The following is a 25235-nucleotide window of genomic DNA, read 5'->3' as shown; positions in this document are numbered from 1 at the left end:
CTTCACTCCGTCCTGAAACCGGCCTGAAAACCGCTCGTCAGCGACCTTGCCGCGGTCAGCGGCGCAGCCAGCGGTGCACCGCGTCCTTGCCGTGGCGGCAGGCCTCCCGCAGGCTGTCGCCCTTGGCCAGCTGGCAGGCGATGGCGGTGGCCAGGCTGCATCCCGTGCCGCGTTTGGAGACTGCCAGCCGCGGCGCGGAGAAGGGCGTGACCGCGCCATCCGCTGTGAACAGCAGGTCGGTGCTCCGGGTGCCAGTGCCGTGCCCGCCCTTGACCAGCACGGCTTGCACGCCTTGGGCCAGCAGCGCTGCCGCTTGCGCCTCGACCGGGCCGCCAATACCGGTCAGTACCTCCAGTTCTGCCAGGTTCGGCGTGACCAGGGCCGCACGGCGCAGCAAGGCGCCAAACCCGTCCGCATCCATCAGTGTCCCGCCGGAGGTTGCCTTCAGCACCGGGTCCAGCACGACGGGAAGGCCGGCGGGCAGGGTGGCCGCCACAGCCTCCGCGACTGCGGCAGAGCCAAGCATGCCGATCTTCGCAGCCTCCGGTGGCGGGGGTGTTGCCAGGGCAGCGGACGCTTGATCCGCAACAGCCTGGGGCGCGCAGGGGTGGACGGCCAGAACCGCCTCATCTGTCTGCACGGTGACGGCAGTCACCACCGGGCGCAGGGTGATGCCCAGGTTCGCGGCCATCGCCGTATCCCGCGTCAGCCCCGCTCCGCCGCTGCTGTCGGTGCCGCCAATGGCCAGAATGACCGTCACCAGCCATCTCCCGCCGCCAGCAACGCCAGATCGCTGTACCCCGCCTGCCGCAGATCCTGCGCTGCCCCCCAGGCGCGCAGCCCGCTGCGGCAGCACAGCACGATCCGCCCCTCGTGCGGCAGCCCTGCCGCCGCCAGGTCCGCACGGGCAATCCGCCGGGCCTGCGGCACCGCCGGTTGAGGTGCCTCTGCCGTGTCCCGCAGTTCGACCACCGTGTCCCCGGGCAGGATATGCGCGGCTGAAACAAATGGCAGGGCGTCCTGAGGTTCTTCAGCATCGTCAAAACGGAAAGTACTCACCTGCAGCTTTCCGAGCCGGAAGACAAACAGCTGCCCCAGCGGGGAGGGCTGATGCCCCAGCAGTGCCTTCAGCGCCAGTTGCGCCTGCAGGGCACCGATCATGCCCACCAGCGGCCCCATCACCCCGGCGGTAGCACAGGTCGCGGCCTGTGCGGGCAGGTCCGGGAAAACGGCACGCAGCGACGGCGCGCCGCCGCAGAAACCGCCGGCATAGCCGGACTGCCCCAGCGCCGAGGCGGAAATCAGCACCTTGCCCTGACGCAGGCATTCATCCGAGAGGATATAGGACACCGCAAAACTGTCCGCGGCATCCACCACCAGATCGGCTGCTGCCACCATCTGCACCGCATTGGCCGCATCGAGGCGCCGGGCATGCGCTGTGACCTGCAAACCCGGGTTGGCGGCCAGCAGGTGCCGCCGGGCCGCCTCCGCCTTGGGCAAACCGATGTCTGCGGTGGAGTAGAGCACCTGCCGGTGCAGGTTGCTCTCTTCCACCACGTCGCCATCCATCACCGTGATCCGGCCCACGCCGGCGCCACCCAGGTATTGCAGCACCGGGCTACCGAGGCCCCCGGCGCCAACCACCAGCACATGGGCGCGGGCCAGCCGCGCCTGGCCCTCCGCACCCACCTCCGGCAGAATCATCTGGCGCGCATAGCGGCTCATGCGTGCACCTTGGCGCGGCAAGCCTGCACCCATTCCCGGGTGCGGGCCTCGGGATCCTCCGCCAGCTGGATATCGGTCACCACCGCCGCGCTGTCGGCGCCTGCGGCAAAGACCCCCGGCAGCCGCTCCGGTGTCAGCCCGCCGATGGCCACCAGCGGCGTCTTTCCCGCCATCTGCTTCCAGCGCGTCACCTGCTCCAGCCCCTGCGGCCCCCATTTCATCTTTTTCAGCAGCGTCGGATAGACCGGCCCCAGCGCCACATACTCCGGCCCAAAGGACAGCGCACGGTCCAGCTCCGCCTCATCGTGGGTCGACAGGCCGAACCGCACCCCCTTGCGGCGCAGCGCGGCAAAGTCGGCGGTGTCCATGTCCTCCTGACCCAGATGCACGAAGCTGCAGTTCAGGTCCAAAGCCGCCTGCCAGTAGTCATTCACCACCAGCTGGGCATCATGCACCGCGCAGAAGTCGCGGGCCCGGGCAATCTGGCGGCGCACTTCGGCCTCCGGCTCATCCTTGATGCGCAGCTGAACCAGATTCGCCCCCTGAGGGACAAGCAGCTCCAGACGGCCGACATGGCCCACGATCAGATAGAAACGGTCCATCATGCAAACTCCGCCAGTCCCAGAACCGGGGTGGAAGGCACCGCCATATCGCGCCGCTCCATCGGGTCGGCCTCATACCCCGCACGCCCTGCTTCAACCGCCAGCGCCATCGCGCTAGCCATGCCTGCCGGATCGCCAGCCTTGGCCACCGCGGTGTTCAGCAGCACCGCGTCCATGCCCAGCTCCATCGCCTGTGCCGCGTCCGAGGGCCGCCCGATGCCGGCATCGACGATCAGCGGCACGTCAGGAAAATGCGCCCGCATCGCCCGCAAGGCATCAGGGTTCCGCAACCCCTGGCCGGAGCCGATCGGCGCCCCCCAGGGCATCAGCACCTCGCAGCCCGCTTCCAGCAGCTTCTCCCCCACCACCAGATCGTCGGTGGTATAGGGAAACACCTGGAACCCCTCGGCGCTGAGCACCCGCGCCGCCTCCACCAGCCCGAACACATCCGGCTGCAGCGTGTCGGAATGGCCGATCACCTCCAGCTTGATCCAGGGCGTTCCGAACAGCTCCCGCGCCATACGGGCGGTGGTCACCGCCTCCTGCACCGAATGGCAGCCCGCCGTGTTGGGCAGGATCCGGCAGCCGGTCTCCCGCAAGCTCTCCCAGAACCCGGCGCCGGAGCCATCGGCGGTCTCGCGGCGCAAGGACACGGTGATGATCTCCGTGCCGCTGGAGTGCACCGCCTCCGCCAGAACCGCGGGCGAGGGGTATTGCGCCGTGCCCAAAAGCAGCCGCGAGGCGATCTCTGTTCCGTAGACTTTCATCTCATCCTCCCTGCATCGGGGCCAGCACTTCCAGCCGGTCGCCCTCGGACAGCTGCACCTCCTCCCGCTTGCCGCGGGCCACAAAGGTGCCGTTCAAAGCGGTGGCAACGGCCGAGCAAACAAAGCCAAGCTCGTGCAAAGCCGTCTTCAGATCGGTTGCGGATACGTCACGCGGTTCGGCGTTCACGATGATCTTCATCTGATGTCTCCTGTAACAGGCGGCGGGCCGCGGCTTCCGCCATCGCGGGCGCAAGCAGAAAGCCGTGCCGGTAAAGGCCATTGACGTAAAGCGTGCCGCCCTGTTCGCTCAGCCGCGGCAGGTTGTCCGGGAAGGCCGGGCGCAGGCCAGCGCCGGTCTCCACCACGCTGGCCTCCGCAAAACCCGGGTGCAGGGCAAAGGCAGCACTCAGCAGGTCACTGAGCGAGCGCAGGGTGATGGCACGGTCCGAGCTGCTCTCGATCATGGTGCCGCCAATCATGAAATACCCGTCGCCGCGGGGCACCAGATAGAGCGGCATCCGCGGGTGCAGCAGGCGCAGGGCGCGGCTGATCTCCACCTCCGGGCAGTGCAGGATCGCCATCTCGCCGCGCACCGGGCGCAAGCCGGGCAGCGGCGCCGCCATCCCGGTGCAATCCAGCGCGACGCGGGCCGGGGCAGGGGTGCCGTAACGGATTTCCACCCCCATCTGCTGCACCTTGGCGCTCAAGTCCCGCAGCGCGCGGCGCGGGTTCAGATGCGCCTCCTGCTCAAAGAACAGCCCCTGCGCAAACCGCCCCGCCAGTGCCGGTTCCAGCTCGCCAATTTCCACCCCGTCCACGCCGCGGTGGGTGGTGGTGCGGCGGGCAAACCGGATCAGCTCGGCCCGGTCGCGGGCCGGCGCAATCACCAGCGTGCCGCGCCTGTGCACCGGGGTGACCTTGGCCCACCAGCCGAAGGCGCGGCTGCCGAGGGTGATCACCTCCGCCTCGGCGCTTTCGCGTTCGCACCAGGGCGCCAGCATGCCGCCCGCAAAGCGCGCGACGCTGCCGGTCCCTGGGGTTTCGCCCCGCTCATAGACGGTGACCTGCGCCCCGCGCTGCGCCAGTTCATAGGCGCAGGCGAGGCCGGCAAGGCCCGCACCGGCGATGGTGATCATTCCGCGGGCTCCGCAGCCCCGGCGGCAGGCACATACAGCTCGCCGCCCTCGCGGAACTTGGCGGCCATGGCCTCCATGCCCTCCTTCTGCGCCTCGGAGCGGATGTCGTGCGAAATACGCATCGAGCAGAACTTCGGCCCGCACATGGAGCAGAAATGGGCGACCTTATGGGCCTGCTTCGGCAGGGTCTGGTCGTGGAACTCCCGCGCGGTGTCGGGGTCCAGCGACAGGTTGAACTGATCCTCCCAGCGGAATTCGAAGCGCGCACGGGACAGCGCATCGTCGCGGCGCTGCGCCCCCGGCAGCCCCTTGGCTAGATCGGCAGCATGGGCCGCGATCTTGTAGGTGATGACGCCGGTTTTCACATCGTCGCGGTCGGGCAGGCCCAGGTGCTCCTTGGGTGTCACGTAACACAGCATTGCGCAGCCGAACCAGCCGATCATCGCAGCCCCGATGCCGGAGGTGATGTGGTCATAGCCCGGCGCGATGTCGGTGGTCAGCGGGCCAAGCGTGTAGAAGGGCGCCTCGTGGCAGCACTCCAGCTGCTTGTCCATGTTCTCCTTGATCTTGTGCATGGCGACATGGCCCGGCCCCTCGATCATCACCTGGCAATCCTTGGCCCAAGCGATCTTGGTCAGCTCGCCCAGGGTCTCCAGCTCTGCAAACTGCGCCTCGTCATTGGCGTCCGCTATCGAGCCGGGGCGCAAGCCATCGCCCAACGAGAAGCTCACGTCATACTGGCGGCAGATGTCGCAGATTTCCTCAAAATGCTCATAGAGGAACGACTCTTTGTGGTGATGCAGGCACCACTTGGCCATGATCGAGCCGCCGCGCGAGACAATCCCCGTCACCCGGTTCACCGTCATCGGCACCATATGCAGCCGCACGCCCGCGTGGATGGTGAAATAATCGACGCCCTGTTCCGCCTGCTCGATCAGCGTGTCGCGGAACACTTCCCAGGTCAGGTCCTCGGCGATGCCGTTCACCTTCTCCAGCGCCTGGTAGATCGGCACGGTGCCGATCGGAACCGGCGAGTTGCGCACGATCCATTCGCGGGTGTTGTGGATGTTGCGGCCCGTGGACAGGTCCATCACCGTGTCGGCGCCCCAGCGGATCGCCCAGACCAGCTTGTCGACCTCTTCCTCCATCGAGGAGGTGACGGCCGAGGTGCCCATGTTGGCGTTGATCTTCACCTTGAAATTGCGGCCGATGATCATCGGCTCGATTTCCGGGTGGTTGATATTGGCGGGGATGATGGCGCGGCCGGCGGCGATTTCCTGGCGCACGAATTCCGGTGTGACGTAGTCGGGAATGTTGGCGCCGAAGTCATTGCCATCGCGGTTCGCATGGCACGGCGACAACTCGCGCAGCTGGTTTTCGCGGATCGCCACGAACTCCATCTCCGGTGTGATGATGCCGGCTCGCGCATAGGCCAGCTGGGTCGGGGCCTTGCCGTCCTTGCCGCGCAGCGTGGCGGGCTTCACCGGGAACTCCGGCGTCAGCCGGTCGCCCTCGACAAAGCCGTTGTCCTCGGGCTTCACATCGCGGCCCTGATAGCTCTCGACGTCGCCGCGCGCCTCGATCCACTGGCGGCGCAGTGCTGGCAGACCCTCGCGGATGTCGGTCAGCACATCGGGGTCGGTGTAGGGGCCGGAGCTGTCATAGACCGGCAGCGGCGCCTCGCCCGCGGTGGGGTGAGTGGAGATCTCGCGCATCGGCACGCGGATATCCTGGTGGACCTCGCCGCTGACATAGATCTTGCGCGATGCGGGCAATGCGCCCGTGGTAATCTTGGGGTTGGGGACGTTCATCTGGTGTTCCTCCGGGCCTTCGGTTCAAAAACACCAGTTGAGCCGGGACGGAGGAAAACGGGCAGGGGGGTGTACAGCCGGTGTACGGCCGGTGCACGCATGCTGCCTGCTCGGAACACAGGTTGCCGCTGGGGCGCCGCGCCATGCTCCTAGCTTCCTACGCCAGTATCAACTGGGTCAGGTTCAAAGGGTCGCGCCGCCGGTCCGGGATGCCCCGCACCATGACGCCTCTCAGTCCCTTGGGCGGGACTCCCCTGCGTGCCTATAGGGCTAGGGGAGGTGCGGGGTTTGCGTCAACCGGAATCTTTGTAGATTATTTTTTGGCATTAATATCAGTCTGATATTGGCCTTATGGGCGGGTATTTGAGGCAAATCGCTGCAGCGCAGCTTTGATGCTTGATCGGTGCACTCAAAGTTATCTATAAAACCCGGAAACGCCATCCGCGCATGGCCAACAGGTATAGAGAACAGGAGACAGCATGCTGGACGCTGCACCCATCCGCACCGACTGGACCCGCGAGGAAGCGGAAGCGATTTACAACAAGCCTTTCATGGACTTGCTGTTCCAGGCGCACACCGTGCACCGGCAGTATTTCGACCCCAATCAGGTGCAGAAATCCAAGCTGCTCAGCATCAAGACCGGCGGCTGCGCCGAGGATTGCGCCTATTGCTCGCAGTCGGCCCGCAACGGCGCCCAGCTGTCGGCGTCCAAGCTGATCGAGGTGCAGCGGGTGATCGCCGAGGCCAAGAAAGCCAAGGAAGGCGGCGCCACCCGCTATTGCATGGGCGCCGCCTGGCGCTCGCCCAAGGACCGCGACATGGCGGCACTGGAGGCGATGGTGCAGGGCGTCAAGGAACTGGGCATGGAAACCTGCATGACCCTGGGCATGCTCGACGAGGAGCAGGTGTTCCGCCTGCGCGATGCGGGTCTCGATTACTACAACCACAACATCGACACCTCGGAGCGCTACTACTCCGAAATCATCACCACCCGCACCTTTGCCGACCGGATCGACACCCTGAACCGGGTGCGCGAAGCGGGCATCAAGGTGTGCTCCGGCGGTATCGTCGGCATGGGCGAGCAGCAGCTGGACCGCATCGACATGATGCTGGCGCTGGCCACGTTGGAGGTGCACCCCGACTCGGTGCCGGTGAACATGCTGATCCCGATCGCCGACACGCCGCTGGCCAATGTCGAGAAGCTGGACCCGATCGAATTCGTCCGCTCCGTGGCGCTGGCCCGCATCCTGATGCCGAAATCGCATGTGCGCCTGTCCGCGGGCCGCACAGATATGTCGGACGAGATGCAGGCGATGTGCTTCTTTGCCGGTGCCAACTCGATCTTTGTGGGCGACACGCTGCTGACCGCGGACAACCCCGAAGAGGACAAGGACCAGCAGCTGTTCGACCGTCTGGGCATCACCGCGATGGCGGCAGGCTGCGACGGCAGCCGCTGATGGCGGGCGCCTTCCCGAGGCATGAGAAATCGCTGGAAGCGCTGCGCACGCGCGGACGCTACCGGCAGCTGATGCCGCGGGAAGGGCATGACTTTGCCTCCAACGACTACCTCGGGCTGGCGGGCAGCGACGTGCTGCGTGCCGCCGCCGCTGACGCGCTGGCGCGCGGCGTGCCGGTGGGGGCAGGGGGCTCGCGCCTCTTGCGCGGCAATGACGCGGAGCATCAGCTGCTGGAGGCGGAGGCCGCGGACTTCTTCGGCACCGAGGCGGCGCTGTTCATGGGCGGCGGTTTCAACGCTAACCAGGCGATTTTCTCCACTCTGCCGCAGCAGGGCGATCTGGTGCTGTATGACGCGCTGATCCATGCCAGCACTCATGACGGGATGCGGCTGGGCCGGGCGGAGACCCGCAGCTTTGCCCATAGCGACGCGGAGGACGCGGCACGGGTGCTGAAGGACTGGCGCTCGGCTGGCGGTTCCGGCCAAGTCTGGATTGCGGTTGAGGCGGTTTACTCCATGGATGGCGACTTGGCGCCGCTGGAAGCGCTGATGGCGCTGGCGGATGCAGATGGTGCCGTACTGGTTGTGGATGAGGCGCATTCGACGGGCGTGTTCGGCGATCTGGGCCGGGGACTGGCGCATGATATTGCGCACCGCCCGAATGTCCTGTCCCTGCACACTTGCGGCAAGGCGCTGGGCGCCTCGGGTGCGCTTATCTGTGGCCAGAAAATTCTGATCGAAACGCTGATAAACAAGGCACGCGGCTTCATCTTTGCCACCGCCCCGTCGCCGCTGAACGCGGCCCTGGTGCGCGCAGCTTTGCAGGAACTGAAGCAAAACCCGGACCGCCGTGAACAGGCTTGGCGCGGGATCACCCATGCTCAAGGCGAGGCCAAGCGCCTGTGCGGGCTGGAAGGGTTCCAAAGCCAGATCCTGCCGGTGGTGATCGGCGACGACAAGCGCACCATGGCGCTGGCTTCGTGGATGCAAACCCGCGGCTATGACATCCGCGGCATCCGCCCGCCGACGGTGCCCCGCGGCACCTCGCGGCTGCGGCTGTCGATCACACTGAATACGGGGGCAGAGGTCATCACCCGGATGTTCGAAGACCTCGCTCGGGAAATGGAGACTGCCCAATGAGCGCGCTGATCGTGACCGGAACCGATACCGGCATCGGCAAGACCATCTTCTCGGCCGGCCTGGTGCAGGCGCTGGGCGCCACCTATTGGAAGCCGGTGCAATCGGGGCTGGAGGAGGAGACGGACAGCCAGACCGTGTCCCGCCTGTCGGGCCGCCCGGCGCTGCCCGAGGGCTACCTGCTGCAACTGCCCGCCTCGCCGCATCTGTCGGCGGAAGCCGAGGGGGTGGAGATCGACCCGGATATGCTGTCTTTGCCTGAGGTGAACGGTACGCTCATCGCTGAGGGGGCAGGCGGGCTGATGGTGCCTCTGAACCGCAAGGTGCTGTATCTCGACCTGTTCGCCCGCTGGCGCGCGCCGGTGATCCTCTGTGCGCGGACGCAGCTGGGCACGATCAACCACACGCTGCTGTCGCTGAAGGCGCTGCGGGATGCGGGCTGTGCGGTGGTGGGCGTGGCCTTCATCGGTGACGCTGAACCGGCGGTGGAGGAAACCATCTGCCAGTTCGGCCAGGTGGCGCATCTGGGCCGTTTGCCGGTTCTGGGCGAGCTGACCTCTGACGCTTTGGCGGTAGCGTTTCAAGCGAGCATCCGGGTGGCCCTGATCAAGGAGGCCTTGGCATGAGCGCATCCAGCCTCACCCAGCTGGAATTCGACCAGCAGCATCTCTGGCATCCTTACACCAATGTCGCCAAGCCCGGCCCGACCTTTGTGGTGAAAGAAAGCGAAGGCATGTACATCACGCTGGATGACGGCACCCGGTTGATCGACGCCATGTCGTCCTGGTGGTGCATGATGCACGGACACAAGAACCCGGCGATCACCAAGGCAATCCACGACCAGCTCGACACCCTGCCGCATGTGATGTTCGGCGGGCTGACCCATGACCCGGCCATCGACCTGGGCCGCAAGCTCTTGGAGGTCACGCCCGACAGCCTAACCCGGATCTTCTACTGCGACAGCGGCTCGGTATCGGTTGAGGTGGCGATGAAAATGGCGGTGCAGTACCAGCACGCCATCGGCCAGCCGGATCGCAAGGAATTTGCCACCATCCGCTCCGGCTATCACGGCGACACCTGGAAGGCGATGAGCGTCTGCGACCCGGACACCGGCATGCACCACCTGTTCCAGGGCGCGCTGAGCGTGCAGCATTTCGTCGCCCGCCCGCCCATCCGCATTCATGAAGACTGGAATGACGACCCGGCCCGGAACGGCCTGGGCGAGCTGCGCGCGGTGCTGGAAGCCAATGCGCAGAAGATCGCGGCCTTCATCCTGGAGCCCGTGGTGCAGGGCACCGGCGGCATGTATTTCTATCACCCGGAATACCTGAACCAGGCGCGTGCGCTCTGCGACGAACTGGGCATCCTCTTGATCTTCGACGAGATCGCCACTGGGTTCGGCCGCACCGGCGAGCTGTTTGCCACCGGTTTCTGCTCTGTCGAGCCGGATATCATCTGCCTCGGCAAGGGGCTGACGGGCGGGCATATTTCCTTTGCCTGCACCATGACCAATGACCGCGTGGCCGAGGGCATCGGCGGCGGCAATCCCGGCCTGTTCATGCACGGGCCGACCTATATGGGCAACCCGCTGGCCTGTGCGGCCGCCAAGGCGTCGCTGGACCTTCTTATCGGGCAGGACTGGCGCGGCACTGTGGCGGCCATCAGCGAACAGATGCAGGCCGAACTGGCCCCGGCGCGCGACCTGCCCAATGTGGCCGATGTGCGGGTGCTGGGCGCCATTGGCGTCATCGAGATGAAACACCGCGTCTCAGCCGACGAGGCGCATGCCCGGGCGCATGAAATGGGCGTGTTCCTGCGCCCCTTCGGCTGCAACATCTATACCATGCCCCCGTTCATCACCGCGCCGGACCAGCTGAGCCAAATCACCGCGGGCATGCTGCGGCTGGCGCGGGAGCTGTAAGCCATGGAGTTCCGCTGGCTTAAACAGGACAGTGCAGCCGAGGCCATCGTGGTCTTCGGCGGCTGGGCGGTGGGGCCGGAGGTGTTCTGGCACCTGGATGGCCCGCAGGACATCCTGTTTGCCGGCGAATACACCGATCTGGAAGCAGATCTGCCGGACCTGTCCGGCTACGGGTGTGTCAGCCTGCTGGCCTGGTCCTTCGGTGTGGCTTCTTACTCTCATTGGCAGCAGGGGCGGCCCGATCCGTTCCATCGAAAGGCGGCGGTAAACGGAAGCCTCGAGCCGGTGAACCGCGGTGCAGGCATTCCCCCCGCCGTGTTCCGCCGCACAGTCGAGACATTGAGCCTGGACAGCTATCAGCAGTTCCTGGGCCGGGTATTCGGCACCCCGCAGGAGGCCGAGGCGCTGGACGTGGAGGCGCGCCGGGCAGAGCTGCTGGCGGTGGAGCGCCGCGGGGATGCGCCGCAAATGCGCTTTGACCGCATTTGGATCAGTTCTGCAGACAAGATCTTCCCGCCTGCCAATCTGGCCCGCGCCTGGGCCGGGCAGAACGTTTCGAATCTGGATGCGCCGCACGCGCCGTTCGACCGGTTTGCGCAGTGGGAGGAGCTGTTCTGATGAAGGATATGCAGCCCCCGCATCTCGATCAGTCCCGCGTTCAGCAAAGCTTCCGGCGCGGTCTTGAGAACTATCATGGCGCGGCCTCGGTGCAGGCGGAAACAGCCCGTCGGCTGGCGCAGATGCTGCAAGGGCTGGGCGCGCCGCGGCACTTCGGCAGTGTACTGGAATTCGGTTGCGGCACCGGCCATCTGACCCGGCATCTTTTTCAGCGGTTCGGGGCGGACAGCCTGATCCTGAATGATCTGGTGCCGGAGGCATCCCAGGTGCTGCAGGCGCTGGGGGAAGCGACCCGGCGGAACGCCCGGTTCGATGGCGGCCCGGTCGAAAACCTGCCGCTGCCGCAGCAGCTGGACCTGATAGCCTCCGCCTCGACCGTGCAATGGATAGCTGACCTGCCGGCACTGATGGCCCGGCTGGCACTGCATATGAAGCCGGGTGGCTGGCTGGCGCTGTCTGGCTTCGGCCGCAGTCAGTTCCGCGAACTGGCGGCACTGGGGTCCGCCGCCGCAGCCCCCAGTTACCTTGATGCGGATGAATGGCCGTCTGTCCTGCCGGATGGCTTGGAGATCCTGCAAGTCGAGCAGTGCCCTGTGGTGCTTKAATTCGCCTCTGCGCTGCAGCTGCTCACACACCTGCGCCAGACCGGGGTGAACGGCAACGCCCAGCACGGTTGGAGCCGCAGGCAGCTGAGGTCGTTCGAGGACGCGTACCGCGAACGGTTTGGCCGGGGCGGCAAGCTGCCGCTGACCTACGAGCCGGTGCTGCTGGTGGCGCGGCGCACTGGCTGACCCGGGCGCCTGTTTGAGGCAAGTTTTAGGTGTTTTCCTATCTTATGGCGCGGCCGTTTCCGGGCGCCGTTAATCTTTGTCAACTCCCGCCTGCTATGCCGGTTCGCGGAGCTGCGCCGAGGCGCGGCGCGTGGGACGACTGGCAGAACGGGAGTTGCGCCAATGAAAATAAATGTGATTGCCGCGGCATTTGCGGCACTGGCGGTTTCGGGGGCCGCCGAAGCAGCTGACATGGGAGATGTGGGGACACCGATCCGGCTATCGCTGAACAACTGGACCGGCCAGCACCTGTCCACCTATATCGCAGGGGGCTTGTTGGAAGAGGCCGGATATACCGTCGAGTATGTCGAGGCGGACCAAAGTGCCCTGTACGAGGAAATCGCAACCGGCGATGTGCACGCGATGGTCGAGGTTTGGACCAGCAGCGACCCGGCGGAATACTTTGATCTCGTGGAGGCGGGCCGTCTGGAAAACCTGGGCGACATGGGCCTGGACGCGCGCAACGGGGTGGTCTTCCCGCCCTATGTGGCGCAGATGTGCCCGGGCCTGCCCAACTGGGAGGCACTGCGCGACTGTGCAGGTATCTTCTCCGAGGATGGAAAAGGCAAACGCGGCATCTATCTGGCCTATCCGGAATCCTGGGGATCGCCTGGGGCGGACCGCATTCTGGCACTGGAACTGCCGTTTGACGTGGTCGCGGCCGAATCCGAGGCGGCGATGATCGAGGCCTTCCAGACCGCCTACCGCGAGAAGCGTCCGGTGATCTCCACCTTCTGGGCGCCGCATTGGGCGATGTCGTCGTACGCGCTGCAATTCGTTCGCCTGCCCAAGCCGGAGCCCGCCTGCTACACCGACCCGTCCTGGGGGCCGAACCCCAAGGCCACCGGTGATTGCGATTTCTACCGCGGCGGCGTGGTCAAGGCGAGCTGGCCCGGTCTCAAGGAGCGCTGGCCTGCTGCTTATGAAATCCTGAAGAATTACGAGCTCAGCATCTGGGATCAGCAGCCGCTTATCGGTCTGGTGGATGTCCGCGGCGAGACCCCGCAAGGGGCGGCGCGCGGCTGGATGGCCGTGAACCGCGCCAAGTGGATGCCCATTGTCGAGGAGGCCACCGGCAAGGGCCGCTCTTGAGCCGCCCCAATGCCTCTGTACCCTTCAGCAGCGCGCCCGTAAACGGGGGCGCTGTTTTCTGTTCTGGATGCGGCTTGCTGCCGGATGCGCAGCCGCGTAAGCCCGGCCCGGGCGGGCAATGGTTGATTCCGGAACTTGTCTGTTTGCACAAAAACTTAAACCGTCAATTAAAATATTTCACGATTTGCGTCGCATTTGCTCGACAAGCGGTCGTAATATGTTCCAATACTTGCATTATCCCCGGCCACACTTAGAGCACCGGCTCCTGCAAGTAAGAGAACGGACTGCCAAAAGGTCAGGCAGGAGCCATGGACCGCCGGGTTCCAAAGATGCGCCAAGCCGGACAACCGGCGGCGCAGCAACAATGACAGGGAGTATTGAGATGCACTTCAAGGGATATGCGCTGGCGCTGGGCGCTGCTACACTGACGGTTGCCGCGGGCATCGCCTCTGCCGCAGAGCTGGGCGACACCAGCAAGCCGATCAAGCTGGCTGTGAACGAGTGGACGGGCCAGCATGTGACCACTCACATCGCGGGCGAAATGCTCAAGGCCGCAGGCTACGACGTGGAATATGTCTCTGCCGGAATGATGAACCAGTTCCAGGCCATTGCCGATGGCGACATCCACGCGACACTGGAAATCTGGTCCTCCAACGTGTCCGATGAATACGCCAAGAAAGTCGAAGAGGGCACCGTGGTTGAGCTTGGCGACCTGGAATTGAACGCCCGCGAGGGCATCGCTTACCCGGCGCATGTGGCCGAGATCTGCCCCGGCTTGCCGGCCTGGGAGGCGCTGAAGGACTGCGCTGCGCAGTTCGCTACCGCTGAAACACTGCCCGAAGGCCGCTTGGTTGACTATCCGGCCGACTGGGGCACCCCGGGCGCCGACCGCATGACCGGCCTGGCGCTGCCGTTCAAGGCCGTGCCTGCGGGTTCCGAGGCGGCGCTGATCGTTGAGCTGCGCGCAGCGACCGAACGCAAGACGCCGCTTTTGATCACCTTCTGGCAGCCGCATTGGGCGATGTCGGCCTATGACGTGAAATTCGTCGATCTGCCGCCGGGCGAGGACGCCTGCTTCAGCGATCCGGCCTGGGGCCCGAACCCGGACGCGGTGAACGACTGCGACTTCTCCCCCTCGCGCATCTTCAAGGCCGCCTGGTCCGGCACCGCGGAAACCTGGCCTGCAGCGTTTGAGATCCTGTCGAACTACACCCTGGCCGTTGAGGACCAGCAGCCGATGATGGGTGCAATCGATGTGGATGGCGGCAAGGTCGAAGAGGTGGTTGCTGAATGGATGGCCGCCAACGAAGACAAGTGGCGCCCGGTTGTCGACGCCGCAATCAACTGAGCTCAGCCCAGTGAGCGGCTCGGAGACGCCTGCCATCACCTGCCGGAATGTCTGGCAGGTGTTTGGCAACAACGCAGACAGCGCCCTGAAAGAGGCGCTGTCGCGGCACGAAACACCAGAAGCGGCAGCACAGGAGTTGCGCGGCAAGGGGCTGGTCCCGGCGGTGCAGGACGCCTCTTTTGACGTGAAAGAGGGGGAGCTCTTTGTGATCATGGGGCTGTCGGGCTCCGGCAAGTCCACCCTGATCCGCTGCATCTCGCACCTTCTGCACGCCACCGGCGGCGAAATCCGCATCGACGGCGAGGACATCGTGGAGGCCAGCCCCAAGCGGCTGATCGAGCTGCGCCGCAAGAAGCTGGGTATGGTGTTCCAGCACTTCGGACTGTTTCCGCATATGACTGTTGCCGAAAACGTCGCCTACCCGCTGCGAGTGCAGGGGGTGAAGAAGAAGCAGCGGCTGGCCAAGGCGCAGGAAGTGATCGAGCTGGTCGGCCTCGGCGGGCGCGAAAAGAACTTCCCGCGCGAATTATCCGGCGGCCAGCGCCAGCGTGTCGGCATCGCCCGCTCGCTGGTGGCGGATTGCTCGGTCTGGTTCCTGGATGAGCCGTTCTCGGCGCTCGACCCGCTGATCCGGCGGCAGTTGCAGGATGAGTTCCTGGAAATCCAGGCCAAGCTGAAGACCACCATCGTTTTCATTACCCATGACATTAATGAGGCGCTGAAGCTCGCCGACCGCATCGCCATCATGCGCGACGGCAAGGTGGTGCAGATCGGAACCCCCGCAGACATCGTGCTGCGCCCGGTCGATGACTATGTGCGCGAGTTTTCCAAGGATGTGGCCAAGGGCCGGCACGCCCGTGTCGCCTCGGTGATGCAGGAAGGTGAACATCATGTCTACGGCGCCGACGATCCCGGCCTGCGCCAGGATATGACGCTGGATGCCGCCCTGGCGCGCTGCATGGAGCTGTACGAACCCGTGCCCGTCCGCACGGATGACGGCAAGCTGGTTGGCGTGGTGAACCCTGCAGACCTCGCTGCCGCGCTGCAGGTGGAGCAGGGCTGATGGCGTCTCTTTCGAAAGGCTCGATTGCGGCGCTGATCGCAGCCGTGGTGGGCGCCCTGTGCTTGGCTCTGGAAAGCAGCGTGCCGTGGCTGGTGAAATTCCCTGCCGCCTGGGTGCTGCCTGCCACTGACTGGGTCGGGGCCGCCATGGAATGGTTCCTGGCGCTGATCAAACCCGCCGCGCGCAGTTTCTCGGCGCTGATGTTCTATCCGATGGAAGCGGCGAACTACGTGCTGAGCCATACGCCCTGGCCGCTGGTCATCTGCGCCACCACGGCGCTGGCCTGGTCCCTGGGCGGGGTGCGGATGGCGCTGATGGCGGTGGTGGGCCTCGGCTTTGTGCTCGCCTCCGGCTACTGGCCCGAAAGCATGAACACCCTGGCGCTTGTTGCCGTCTCGGTCCCCTTGGCGCTGATCATTGGCGGCGGCATCGGCATCCTTGCCAATGAATACCCCCGCATCCGCCAGCCGGTGCAGGCGGTGCTGGACATCATGCAGACGGTGCCGACCTTTGCCTATCTCACGCCCTTGCTGGTGCTGTTCGGTTTCGGCCCGGTGGTGGGGCTGATTGCCTCCGCCATCTACGCCGCGCCGCCGATGGCGCGCAACGTGCTCTTGGGTCTCGAACGCGTGGAACCGGAGATCAAGGAGGCCGCCATCATGTCCGGCGGCACCCGACTGCAGCAGCTGTTCCAGTGCGAGATCCCGTCGGCCGGGCAGCAGATCATGGTCGGCGTCAATCAATGCCTGATGGCGGCGCTGTCGATGGTGATCATCGCCGCGGTGATCGGCGGTTTTGACGACATCGGCTGGGAGGTCCTGCTGACCATGCGCAAGGCGCAGTTCGGCCAGAGCCTGCTGGCGGGCCTGGTGATTGTGATCTTTGCAATCCTGATCGACCGGATGAGCGGCACTCTGACCCAGGACCGGCGCGACAGGCACGACCCGCGCGTTGCCTGGGGCATTCTGGCGCTGGGCGTCGTGGTCAGCGTGGCCTTCTGGGGCAGCGTTCAGCAGCCCGGCACCTATGCGCTGTTCAACCCAGTGGCGGATAGCGTCGACCGGGGTCTGTCGTCCTTCACCAGCGCCAATGCGGAATTCCTGACCGCGCTCAAGAACAACGTGCTGTTCTACGTGCTGCTGCCAATGCGAATCGGACTGGATCAGGCGGTGCTGCCCTTCACCTGGGGCTTTGCCTGGACCCCGATGATGAGTGCAGCGCTGTTTGCGGCGGGTGCCGCGGCGGGCGTGGTCTTTGCACTGCGCGGACAGATGGCGCTTGGTGTAATGCTGCTGATTGCCGCCGGCATGCTGGAAACCGGCATTTCGCAACTGCCCTGGCCGTTTGTGCTGGTGGGCGCAGGCGCGCTGGCCTGGGTTGCGGGCGGGCGCGGGCTGGCGATCCTGACCGTCGTGCTGCTGGGCACCATCCTGCTCTCCGGCCTGTGGGAGCGGGCGCTCCTGTCGCTCTATCTGTCCGGTGCAGCGGTCTTTGCCTGCGCGGTGATGGGCGGTGCCATCGGCTTGGCCTCGGCGGTCTCGCCCGGTGTCTGGCGGGTGGTGCGTCCCATCTGCGACATGCTGCAGACCATTCCGCTGTTCGTGTTCCTGATCCCGGTGCTGATGGTGTTCCAGATCGGCGAGTTCTCCGCCTTCCTGGCGATCATCGCCTATGCCATCGTGCCGATGATCCGCTACACCCGGCACGGGCTGGTCTCGACGCCGGACGAGATGATCGAGGCCGCCACTGCCTCCGGCGCCACCAAATGGCAGATGCTCAAGGACATCCGCGCGCCTTACGCGGCGCCGTCGATCCTGCTGGGGCTGAACCAGACCATCCTCTATGCCTTTGCAATGCTGGTCATTGCGGCGCTGATCGGCACCACCGGCCTTGGCCAGTCGATCTATCTGGCGCTGGGGCAGGCGGATGTGGGGCTGGGCATCTCGGCTGGCGCGGCGATGGCGATCCTTGCCCTGATCGCCGACCGCATGGTGCAGGGCTTTGCAGAAGAGCGGCGCAAGGCCCTGGGTTTGTGAACTTCTGGCATAACACTGAAAAGGGCGCCCGCGCGGCGCCCTTTTTTGATTTGGGGCAACGTTATACACTGCCCGCCCGCCTATAGCTGCACAGAAGACTGATCTATGACCGGAGAGACCCCGATGGGCTGGCTTGAATTCACCGCTGCGCTGCTCTTGTTCCTGGCCAGCCACGCCATCCCTGTGCGCCCGCCGGTGCGGCCCTGGCTGGTCAGCCGCCTGGGCCTGCGCGGCTATATCATCGCTTACAGCCTGCTGTCGCTGGCTATCCTGGCCTGGCTGGTCGTGGCCGCCGCCCGCGCGCCTTATGTCGGCGTGCTGCCCTATTGGGAGGGCTTCCGCTGGGTGCCGCTGCTGGTGATGCCGCTGGCCTGCCTGCTGGCGGTGGCCGGCATGATGCGGCAGAATCCGTTCAGCTTTGGCGGCCTGGGGCTGCGCGCTTTTGACCCGGCGGACCCCGGCATCCTGGCTGTCAGCCGCCACCCGCTGCTGGCGGCAATGGCGCTCTGGGCCGGGGCGCACTTGCTGGCAAACGGCGACCTGGCGCATGTGATCCTGTTCGGCCTTTTCGCGGGCTTTGCCTGGATGGGCATGGCGCTGATCGACAAGCGCAAGCAGCGCCAGATGGGGCAGGGCGAATGGCGCCGCCTCAGCCGCAACACCGCGCGGCTGAACCTCGCCCGGCTGCGGCCCTCGGGCAGCGAGGCCGCGCTGGCCGCGGCAGTGTTCCTGGCTCTTCTGCTTCTGCACGCCCCCATCATCGGCTACAGCCCGCTGCCCTGGTAGGGCTTGACCCCGGCGGCCGCATGACCACCTATGAAACGACACGAGACTGGAGAGACCGACAAATGCACCTGGCCTATGTGATGACCGAAGAGCGCGGCGCCACCGACCGCCTGCTGAGCGAACTGGCCGAACGGCTGCAGGCCAAGGGCCTCCGCCTGGCCGGCATCGTGCAGACCAACGTGGAATGCTACGACAAGGAACTTTGCGACATGGATGTGCGGGTGCTGCCGGACGGCGAGACCATCCGCATTTCGCAATCCCTGGGCGCGGGCGCCCGTGGCTGCCGCCTGAACCCCGAGGCGCTGGAGCAGGCGGTCGGACAGGTCACTGCGACGCTGCATACGGACCCTGCGCCGCAGCTGCTGATCGTCAACAAATTCGGCAAGCACGAGGCCGACGGGCGCGGCATGCGCCCCATCATCGGCGAGGCTCTGGCGCTGGGCATCCCGGTGATATCCGGAGTCAACAAGATGAACGTGGAGCCGTTCCAAGCCTTTGCCGACGGCATGGCGGTCGCTGCAGGCCCGGATCTGGATTCGCTGGTGGCCTGGGCGGAACAGGCCGTGGCCGAAACTGTGTAAGGAGCGGATTGCCATTTTAAATCAAACAGTAAGCCCGCATATCGATGCGGGCTTTTTGGGTGTTCACACAACGCGCGGCCCGTCCAGCCTCCTGCTGAACCACCATCGTCATATCTGGAAAAGAGAGAAGATGGTGGGCGACCCTGGAATCGAACCAGGCGTGCGTCTCCGCGAGGGAGTTACAGTCCCCTGCCACACCTTGCGGCCTGTCGCCCACTGTCAGTTGCGTGTTGCACCTGATGTGGAGGCGTGATTACAAGCAGGCCAAAGGGGCGTCAACCGGAAAAACGCAAGTTTTTCGCGCGCCTCGCAAATTCTTTCTGCCGGAGTGCAAAATGTCCAAGAAGCCCAAATGGGTCGTCGAAAAAGAGCAGGCCAAGAAGGCCGCCGCAGCGGAAACCGTATGGCTGTTCGGGCTGCATGCGGTGCGCGATGCACTGCTCAATCCCAAGCGCGAAAAACTGCGCCTGATGGTGACCATGAACGCGCAGGCGAAACTGGCGGACGCAATTGAAGAGTCCGGCATCGAGGCAGAGGTCATCGACCCGCGCAAGTTCAATCCGCCGATCGACCCGCAGTCTGTGCACCAGGGCGCGGCGCTGGAGGTGAAGCCGTTGAACTGGGGCGGGCTGGCCGAGAACTGCATTGGCCGGGAAGCCCCGCGGGTGCTGCTGCTGGACCGGGTGACCGATCCGCACAATGTCGGCGCCATCCTGCGCTCCGCCGAGGTGCTGGGCGCCAGTGCGGTGATCGGCACCCGGCACCACTCCGCCCCGGAGACCGGCGCGCTGGCCAAGACCGCCAGCGGCGCGCTGGAGCGTCAGCCCTATCTTCGGATGCGCAACCTTGCCGATGCCATCACCGAACTGCAGGGCATGGGGTTCATCGTGCTGGGGCTGGATGGCGAGGCGGATGAGACCATCGAATCCGCGCTGGAGGGCAAGCAGCACCTGCCGGTGGCTCTGGTGCTGGGCGCCGAGGGGCCTGGGCTGCGTCAGAAGACCAAGGAGACCGTTGACGGGCTGGTCAAAATCGATGCCGCGGGCGGCTTCGGCTCGCTCAATGTTTCCAACGCAGCAGCCATCGCGCTGTACGCCTCCATCGCCCGCTGACGCCCCTGGTGTCACGTCCTGTTCACATCTGCGTATGCTGCCTTTGCAAAGCCGGGGCTGTGCGGCAGACTGGCAGGCCAGTTGCAAGCATCGAATGGAGAACAATGTGATCCTGCGCCTGATCCTGATGGCGGCCGCGGTGCTGTTCCTGTCTTTGCCGGAGAGGGCACGGGCTGAACAGGCGGTGTTTTCCTCCCGGTCGGGGGTGGCCATCGGCGGATATGACGCGGTTGCGTTTTTCGAGCATGGCGCCGCAGAGCATGGGCGCCGCAGCCATGCGGTAATGTGGAAGGGCGTTGTCTGGCGCTTTGCCTCCGCCAGCAATCAGGCGCGATTCGAAGCCAATCCGCGCGCCTATGCCCCTGCCTTCGGCGGCTACTGCGCCTATGCCATGTCGATGGGGCTTCTGCACGAAGGCAACCCGCAACTGTGGGCTATAGTTGATGGTGAGCTTTATCTGTTGAATAACAGGCGGGTGTATGTGCTGTGGCAGGCTGACACCGCAAATTTGATCACTGTCGGCCGTAGCCATTGGCCTGCTGTGTTGCAGAAATAGCTTGTCACCTCACAAATGCGTGAGGGGCACTTTTATTTTTCAAACTGTGGCCCATATTCAATACAGACTGCGGAGTGGAACCACCGCAGATCTTTTTCACTGTCCCTCGTTCCATACCTCGCGCCCGGTTCGTCCGGGCGCATTTTTATTGGCGCGCGGCGAATCCGGCTTTGCGGCGGTGCGCGGCAAGGCTAGGGTGCGCGGCATGACAGATTACAGCGATGAGCATCTGAAAAAGGTCCTGCAGCGCACCAAGGTGGTGGCTGTGGTCGGCGTCTCGATGAACCCGGTGCGGCCAAGCTACTATGTGGCGCGCTATCTGGGCCTCAAGGGCTACCGGGTGATTCCGGTGAACCCGGGCCATGTGGGCAAGATGCTGTTCGGCGAGACGGTGCGGGCCAGCCTGTCAGAGATTGATCTGCCTGTGGACATGGTCGACATCTTCCGCCGGTCCGAGGCAGTGCCGCCGATCGTGGAAGAGGCGCTGGAGGTGTTTCCAAAGCTTAAAACCATCTGGATGCAGATCGGGGTGGAACACGCCGAAGCCGCCGCCAAGGCAGAGGCGCGCGGCGTGACGGTGATCCAGAACCGCTGCCCCAAGATCGAATACCAGCGGCTGTTCGGCGAGCTGCGCATGGGCGGTTTTGCCACCGGGATTATTTCCTCGAAACTCTGATGCCTGTGGCTGGGCGGGGCGCTCCCGCCCGTTCCCGCCGCCCTGCAGGGCGGCCTTCGCGGTTGGGCCGGGCGCCGCTGCGCGGCGCAAAGGACTTGCTGAGAAGCCATTTAGGGGCAGAAATGCCCTCAATGCCCTCAATGCCCTCAATGCCCTCAATGCCCTCAATGCCCTCAATGCCCTCAATGCCCTCAATGCCCTCAATGCCCTCAATGCCCTCAATGGCCTTGCCGGTTGTGTTGTTTATTGGCGCGTCAAGGGCAAGCCGCGCGTGCCGCGCGGAGGCTGCGCCTCCCTTGACCCGCCGCAAGCAGGCCGGCCGAGCGCTGGGATCAGCCCTTGGGGCGGCTGGCTTTCTCGGCAATGCCGCTGAGGCCCTGGCGCTTGGCCAGCACCTGCAGCACGTCGTCCAGCGCCACGTCCCGGGCGGCCAGCATCACCAGGAAATGGTAAAGCACGTCGGCGCCCTCAGAGGCGAGCCCCGCCTTGTCTCCCTTCACCGCTTCGATGATCGCCTCAATGGCTTCCTCGCCGAACTTCTCGGCGCATTTCTCCGGCCCCTTGGCCAGCAGTTTGGCGGTCCAGCTGCTGTCCGGATCGGCGCCTTTGCGGGACAGGATGGTGGCTTCGAGATCGTGCAGCAGGCTCATCACATACCCCTTCAGTTCAGCCGCATCGGAATGCCGGCAGCGGCCATGTGTTCCTTGGCTTCCAGGATGGTGTACTCGCCGAAGTGGAAGATCGAGGCCGCCAGCACCGCGCTGGCGCCGCCTTTGGTGACGCCTTCCACCAGGTGATCCAGATTGCCGACGCCGCCGGAGGCGATCACCGGCACGTCCACCTCGTCCGAAATGGCCTTGGTCAGAGGCAGGTTGAAGCCCGATTTGGTGCCGTCGCGGTCCATCGAGGTGAGCAGGATTTCCCCCGCCCCCTTGGCCGTCACCAGCTTGGCAAACTCCACCGCGTCGATACCGGTCGGCTTGCGGCCGCCGTGGGTGAAAATCTCCCAGCGGCCCGGCTCCACGGTCTTGGCGTCGATGGCACAGACGATGCACTGGCTGCCGAACTGATCCGCGGCCTCGGCGATCACGTCCGGATTTGCTACCGCGGCTGAGTTGAAGGAGACCTTGTCAGCACCCGCCAGCAGCAATGCCCGCACGTCCTCCTTGGTGCGTACCCCGCCGCCCACGGTCAGCGGCACAAAGCACTGCTCGGCGGTGCGCTGCACCATGTCGAACATGGTGCCCCGGTTTTCATGGGTCGCGTGAATGTCGAGAAAGCAGATCTCGTCGGCGCCGGCCGCATCATAGGCCTTGGCGCATTCCACCGGATCGCCCGCATCGCGCAGGCCGACAAAGTTGACACCCTTGACCACGCGCCCGTCAGCGACGTCGAGACAGGGAATGATACGGGTTTTCAGCATGGATCGTGCCTTTCAAGCTGCTTGCCCCGTGGGTACGCAAAGCCTGCGGCAAGCGCAACAGATATGGCAGATGCTGCGCGTTTTGGTCCGGCCTTCTTGCGCGGTCCGCACGGAACCGCCGGAACCGGGTGGTCTCGCAGAAGTGAATTGCCCCTGCGGGATGACAGCCCCGATCATGTGCAGATGTCCCTGATTTCCGGAGTATCCGTTATGAAAAAATCTCTTCCCCTTGCAGGCGCCATCGCGCTCGCCTCAGCCCTCCCCGCCGCAGCCGAACTGGTGACCGTGCCAAGCCAGAAACCCGTGGCGGAAACCATGGACGCGCTTCAGGCCGCGGTGGAGGGCGCGGGTGCCACCGTCTTTGCCCGGGTGGACCATGCCGCAGGCGCGCAGAACGCTGCGCTGGAGCTGAGCCCGTCCCAGCTTCTGATCTTCGGCAATCCCAAGCTGGGCACCCCGGAGATGCAGGCCGACATGCGGGCAGGGCTATATCTGCCGCTAAAGGTGCTGGCCTATGAGGATGCGGAGGGTCAGGTCTGGCTGACCTACGAGGACCCGGCAGAGATGCTCTCGGGCCTCGACGTTCCGGCAGATGCAACGTTCATTGCCAAGATGCAGGGCGCCTTGGGCAAGCTGACGGCCGCTGCTGCGGAATAACCCCGGAAATTATATGCGGGCCCCCGTGCCTTAGCTGCGCGGGCGGGACCGGTAGCGGTCAATTACGATCGCAATGGCCCACAGCAGACCTGCGCCCATCGTGACCGGGCCAAAGATCAGCGGACCCCAGGCGGCAAAGACGCCTAGGGTATAAGCGGTCTCGCCCAGGTCCTGGCCCAGCACTATGCAGGGGTTGGCAAAGCCTTCGTGGATTTCGCAATCAAAGCCGAACCCCAGCAGCATCACCAGGGCAATGCACATCAGCCACAGAACGATAGGTCCTATGGTGAGGGTTGCAAGGATTCGGCGGACAAGGCACATGAGGGATCCCTTCGCCGGGGCTGGCGGGGATGGCGTCAGGCTTTCAGAACCGCCAGCGCCTCTTTCAGGTCAATGGCGCCATCATAGAGCGCCCGGCCCGAAATCGCACCGTTCAGCGGCGCGCCGCAGGATTTCAGCGCCTGCAGATCGTCCAGCGAGGAGACGCCGCCAGAGGCAATCACCGGGATGCTGACTGCGTTGGCCAGATCGGCGGTTGCCTCGACGTTCGGGCCCTTCATCGCGCCGTCGCGCAGAATGTCGGTATAGATGATCGCGGCAACGCCTGCGTCTTCAAAGGATTTGGCGAGGTCGGTGACCATCACGTCGGTTTCCTCGGCCCAGCCCTTGGTGGCTACCTTGCCGTTGCGGGCGTCGATGCCGACCGCGACCTTGCCGGGGAATTCCCGCGCCGCCTCGCGCACAAGGTCCGGGTTCTCCACTGCAACGGTGCCCAGGATCACCCGCGCCAGGCCCTTCTCAATCCAGCGCTCGATGGTGGCCATGTCGCGGATGCCGCCGCCCAGCTGCGCGGGCACCTTGGTCTGCTTCAGGATTTCCTCGACCGGCGCGGCGTTCACCGGCTCGCCGGCGAAGGCGCCATTGAGGTCCACCAGATGCAGCCACTCGCAGCCCGCCTCGACAAACTCCAGCGCCTGCGCGGCGGGGTTGTCGTTGAACACGGTGGTCTTGTCCATCTCGCCATGCAGCAGGCGCACGGCCTGGCCGTCTTTGAGGTCAATTGCGGGGTAGAGGATCATCCGGGCGGTCCTTCGTGAAATCAAGCTGGCGGTGTTTTGCACAACGCGAGGGCAGATTGCAACGCGACCCGAAGTCAACCTTGCCTCGAAGCACGCATCAGGGACAGGCTGCCTGAAAACAGGGAGGAAATGGAATGAAACATCTTTTTGCGGGCGTGGCGCTGGCTCTGGGTTTGGCAGGGGCCGCAGCGGCGGACCCTGTGCTGGGTGTCTGGAAGACCCAGCCCGACGATGGCTCCTACGCCCATATCCAGATGGCCAAATGCGGCGCTGCGGTTTGCGGCAAGATCGCCCGCACCTTCAACAGCGGCGGCGAATACCAGTCCCCGAACCTCGGCAAGACGCTGGTGATCGACATGGTGCCGAACGGTGACGGCTCATACGAGGGCAAGGTCTGGCGGCCGTCGAATGACAAGATCTACATCGGCAAGATGGAAGTAGCGGGCAACAGCCTGGCCTTGCGCGGCTGCGTGGCAGGCGGGCTGATCTGCTCGAAACAAACCTGGTCCCGCATCCAGTAAACACCTTTGGGGGCTGCTCCTACAGCAGCCCCAGCTGCACCGGGATCGGCGCATAGCCGCGCTTCAGCTGCCGGTCCCGGAATCCTTCAAAGATCGCCAGCGCCTCGGCATGGGCGGCAAAATAGGTCCGCTTCTGCGCGCCGCCCGGTGCATTCAGCGGGCCCGAGACACGCTCAACACACCAGTCGCCGAACAGCGTCGGCGTCAGGCTCAGCAGGCAATAACGGTGCTTGCCGTCAGCGTGGTCGTATTTCTCGAAACGGATGTGCAAGGGGCTGCCGCAGTGACAAAAGGTCCGCCCC

Annotated in this window: 29 protein-coding genes, 1 tRNA gene and 1 riboswitch; of the genes, 17 read left to right on the top strand and 13 right to left on the bottom strand. The window is 65.1% G+C overall.

What is annotated here, in order from left to right:
- Positions 1-55 precede the first annotated feature (55 nt).
- From GKC28_RS13655 to thiC, 7 genes are read right to left on the bottom strand one after another with little or no spacing between them, the layout of a single operon-like run.
- Positions 56-760 (bottom strand): hydroxymethylpyrimidine/phosphomethylpyrimidine kinase, encoded by a 705-nt coding sequence (locus GKC28_RS13655; RefSeq protein ID WP_174147456.1) that lies wholly within the window; start codon positions 758-760, stop codon positions 56-58.
- On the bottom strand, positions 757-1725 hold the full coding sequence (locus tag GKC28_RS13650; protein WP_174147455.1) for a HesA/MoeB/ThiF family protein: 969 nt from the start codon (positions 1723-1725) through the stop codon (positions 757-759). The genes GKC28_RS13655 and GKC28_RS13650 overlap by 4 nt, the downstream gene beginning before the upstream one ends.
- Positions 1722-2327 carry a thiamine phosphate synthase gene (locus GKC28_RS13645; RefSeq protein WP_174147466.1) on the bottom strand — a complete coding sequence of 202 codons (606 nt, stop codon included), beginning with the start codon at positions 2325-2327 and terminating at the stop codon, positions 1722-1724. The genes GKC28_RS13650 and GKC28_RS13645 overlap by 4 nt, the downstream gene beginning before the upstream one ends.
- On the bottom strand, positions 2327-3094 hold the full coding sequence (locus tag GKC28_RS13640; protein ID WP_174147454.1) for a thiazole synthase: 768 nt from the start codon (positions 3092-3094) through the stop codon (positions 2327-2329). The genes GKC28_RS13645 and GKC28_RS13640 overlap by 1 nt, the downstream gene beginning before the upstream one ends.
- A gap of 1 nt (position 3095) precedes the next feature.
- Positions 3096-3293, bottom strand: a complete 198-nt coding sequence (gene thiS / locus GKC28_RS13635) for a sulfur carrier protein ThiS (RefSeq protein WP_174147453.1) — start codon at positions 3291-3293, stop codon at positions 3096-3098.
- Positions 3262-4230 (bottom strand): FAD-dependent oxidoreductase, encoded by a 969-nt coding sequence (locus GKC28_RS13630; protein ID WP_174147452.1) that lies wholly within the window; start codon positions 4228-4230, stop codon positions 3262-3264. Before GKC28_RS13630 ends, thiS begins: the two co-directional genes overlap by 32 nt.
- Entirely contained in the window at positions 4227-6041 is a 1815-nt protein-coding gene (gene thiC / locus GKC28_RS13625; protein WP_174147451.1) for a phosphomethylpyrimidine synthase ThiC, read from the bottom strand. Before thiC ends, GKC28_RS13630 begins: the two co-directional genes overlap by 4 nt.
- 137 nt (positions 6042-6178) lie before the next feature.
- Positions 6179-6307, bottom strand: a riboswitch (TPP riboswitch).
- A gap of 213 nt (positions 6308-6520) precedes the next feature.
- On the opposite strand from thiC, the gene bioB reads away from it, so the two are divergent.
- The 12 genes from bioB (at position 6521) to GKC28_RS13565 (ending at position 18909) form a co-directional block, all read left to right on the top strand.
- On the top strand, positions 6521-7498 hold the full coding sequence (gene bioB, locus GKC28_RS13620; protein WP_174147450.1) for a biotin synthase BioB: 978 nt from the start codon (positions 6521-6523) through the stop codon (positions 7496-7498).
- The gene (locus GKC28_RS13615; RefSeq protein ID WP_174147449.1) at positions 7498-8637 is read left to right on the top strand and encodes an 8-amino-7-oxononanoate synthase; all 1140 of its coding nucleotides are present in this window, start codon (positions 7498-7500) and stop codon (positions 8635-8637) included. The genes bioB and GKC28_RS13615 overlap by 1 nt, the downstream gene beginning before the upstream one ends.
- Positions 8634-9260, top strand: a complete 627-nt coding sequence (gene bioD, locus GKC28_RS13610; RefSeq protein ID WP_174147448.1) for a dethiobiotin synthase — start codon at positions 8634-8636, stop codon at positions 9258-9260. The genes GKC28_RS13615 and bioD overlap by 4 nt, the downstream gene beginning before the upstream one ends.
- On the top strand, positions 9257-10555 hold the full coding sequence (gene bioA, locus GKC28_RS13605) for an adenosylmethionine--8-amino-7-oxononanoate transaminase (RefSeq protein WP_174147447.1): 1299 nt from the start codon (positions 9257-9259) through the stop codon (positions 10553-10555). The genes bioD and bioA overlap by 4 nt, the downstream gene beginning before the upstream one ends.
- A gap of 3 nt (positions 10556-10558) precedes the next feature.
- Entirely contained in the window at positions 10559-11173 is a 615-nt protein-coding gene (locus GKC28_RS13600; protein ID WP_174147446.1) for a pimeloyl-ACP methyl esterase BioG family protein, read from the top strand.
- Positions 11173-11964, top strand: coding sequence for a malonyl-ACP O-methyltransferase BioC (gene bioC / locus GKC28_RS13595; protein ID WP_174147445.1), 792 nt, complete (start codon positions 11173-11175; stop codon positions 11962-11964). Before GKC28_RS13600 ends, bioC begins: the two co-directional genes overlap by 1 nt.
- A gap of 162 nt (positions 11965-12126) precedes the next feature.
- On the top strand, positions 12127-13095 hold the full coding sequence (locus GKC28_RS13590) for an ABC transporter substrate-binding protein (protein WP_174147444.1): 969 nt from the start codon (positions 12127-12129) through the stop codon (positions 13093-13095).
- A gap of 382 nt (positions 13096-13477) precedes the next feature.
- Entirely contained in the window at positions 13478-14443 is a 966-nt protein-coding gene (locus tag GKC28_RS13585) for an ABC transporter substrate-binding protein (protein ID WP_174147443.1), read from the top strand.
- A gap of 10 nt (positions 14444-14453) precedes the next feature.
- Entirely contained in the window at positions 14454-15506 is a 1053-nt protein-coding gene (locus GKC28_RS13580) for a betaine/proline/choline family ABC transporter ATP-binding protein (protein ID WP_174147442.1), read from the top strand.
- The gene (locus tag GKC28_RS13575; protein ID WP_174147441.1) at positions 15506-17542 is read left to right on the top strand and encodes a proline/glycine betaine ABC transporter permease; all 2037 of its coding nucleotides are present in this window, start codon (positions 15506-15508) and stop codon (positions 17540-17542) included. The genes GKC28_RS13580 and GKC28_RS13575 overlap by 1 nt, the downstream gene beginning before the upstream one ends.
- 123 nt (positions 17543-17665) lie before the next feature.
- Positions 17666-18328, top strand: a complete 663-nt coding sequence (locus GKC28_RS13570; protein ID WP_174147465.1) for an NnrU family protein — start codon at positions 17666-17668, stop codon at positions 18326-18328.
- Between the two features lie 62 nt (positions 18329-18390).
- Positions 18391-18909 carry a DUF2478 domain-containing protein gene (locus GKC28_RS13565; protein ID WP_174147464.1) on the top strand — a complete coding sequence of 173 codons (519 nt, stop codon included), beginning with the start codon at positions 18391-18393 and terminating at the stop codon, positions 18907-18909.
- Between the two features lie 131 nt (positions 18910-19040).
- On the opposite strand, the gene GKC28_RS13560 is transcribed toward GKC28_RS13565, so the two are convergent.
- Positions 19041-19124, bottom strand: a tRNA-Tyr gene (locus tag GKC28_RS13560).
- A gap of 120 nt (positions 19125-19244) precedes the next feature.
- Here GKC28_RS13560 and rlmB point away from each other — a divergent pair.
- From rlmB to GKC28_RS13545, 3 genes are all read left to right on the top strand, one after another.
- Entirely contained in the window at positions 19245-20021 is a 777-nt protein-coding gene (gene rlmB / locus GKC28_RS13555) for a 23S rRNA (guanosine(2251)-2'-O)-methyltransferase RlmB (protein ID WP_174147440.1), read from the top strand.
- A 94-nt stretch (positions 20022-20115) separates the two neighbouring features.
- Positions 20116-20577 (top strand): YHS domain-containing (seleno)protein, encoded by a 462-nt coding sequence (locus GKC28_RS13550; RefSeq protein ID WP_174147439.1) that lies wholly within the window; start codon positions 20116-20118, stop codon positions 20575-20577.
- A 205-nt stretch (positions 20578-20782) separates the two neighbouring features.
- Positions 20783-21253, top strand: a complete 471-nt coding sequence (locus GKC28_RS13545) for a CoA-binding protein (RefSeq protein ID WP_174147438.1) — start codon at positions 20783-20785, stop codon at positions 21251-21253.
- 332 nt (positions 21254-21585) lie between these two features.
- On the opposite strand, the gene GKC28_RS13540 is transcribed toward GKC28_RS13545, so the two are convergent.
- Positions 21586-21903: a phosphoribosyl-ATP diphosphatase gene (locus GKC28_RS13540; protein WP_174147437.1), complete on the bottom strand. Its 318-nt coding sequence runs from the start codon at positions 21901-21903 to the stop codon at positions 21586-21588.
- An 11-nt stretch (positions 21904-21914) separates the two neighbouring features.
- A complete protein-coding gene (gene hisF / locus GKC28_RS13535; protein ID WP_174147436.1) occupies positions 21915-22676 on the bottom strand; it encodes an imidazole glycerol phosphate synthase subunit HisF in 762 nt (253 codons plus the stop codon).
- Between the two features lie 210 nt (positions 22677-22886).
- Here hisF and GKC28_RS13530 point away from each other — a divergent pair, with 210 nt between their 5' ends.
- A complete protein-coding gene (locus GKC28_RS13530; RefSeq protein WP_174147435.1) occupies positions 22887-23333 on the top strand; it encodes a DUF302 domain-containing protein in 447 nt (148 codons plus the stop codon).
- A gap of 30 nt (positions 23334-23363) precedes the next feature.
- Here GKC28_RS13530 and GKC28_RS13525 read toward each other — a convergent pair whose 3' ends face one another.
- Positions 23364-23654, bottom strand: coding sequence for a hypothetical protein (locus tag GKC28_RS13525; RefSeq protein ID WP_174147434.1), 291 nt, complete (start codon positions 23652-23654; stop codon positions 23364-23366).
- A gap of 35 nt (positions 23655-23689) precedes the next feature.
- Complete coding sequence (gene hisA, locus GKC28_RS13520) at positions 23690-24412, bottom strand: 1-(5-phosphoribosyl)-5-[(5-phosphoribosylamino)methylideneamino]imidazole-4-carboxamide isomerase (RefSeq protein WP_174147433.1); 723 nt, start codon at positions 24410-24412, stop codon at positions 23690-23692.
- A 134-nt stretch (positions 24413-24546) separates the two neighbouring features.
- Between hisA and GKC28_RS13515 the strand changes: the two genes are divergently transcribed.
- Positions 24547-24933 carry a DUF2147 domain-containing protein gene (locus tag GKC28_RS13515; RefSeq protein ID WP_174147432.1) on the top strand — a complete coding sequence of 129 codons (387 nt, stop codon included), beginning with the start codon at positions 24547-24549 and terminating at the stop codon, positions 24931-24933.
- A 19-nt stretch (positions 24934-24952) separates the two neighbouring features.
- Here the strand turns inward: GKC28_RS13515 and GKC28_RS13510 are convergent, their stop codons facing one another.
- On the bottom strand, positions 24953-25204 hold the full coding sequence (locus tag GKC28_RS13510; RefSeq protein ID WP_174147431.1) for a WGR domain-containing protein: 252 nt from the start codon (positions 25202-25204) through the stop codon (positions 24953-24955).
- Positions 25205-25235: the final 31 nt, after the last annotated feature.

Origin of the sequence: Leisingera sp. ANG59 (assembly GCF_013317235.1) — a bacterium.
Classification (GTDB): domain Bacteria; phylum Pseudomonadota; class Alphaproteobacteria; order Rhodobacterales; family Rhodobacteraceae; genus Leisingera.
The sequence above is the reverse complement of the archived record's forward strand: the minus strand, read 5'-3'. Positions and strand labels throughout refer to the sequence as shown.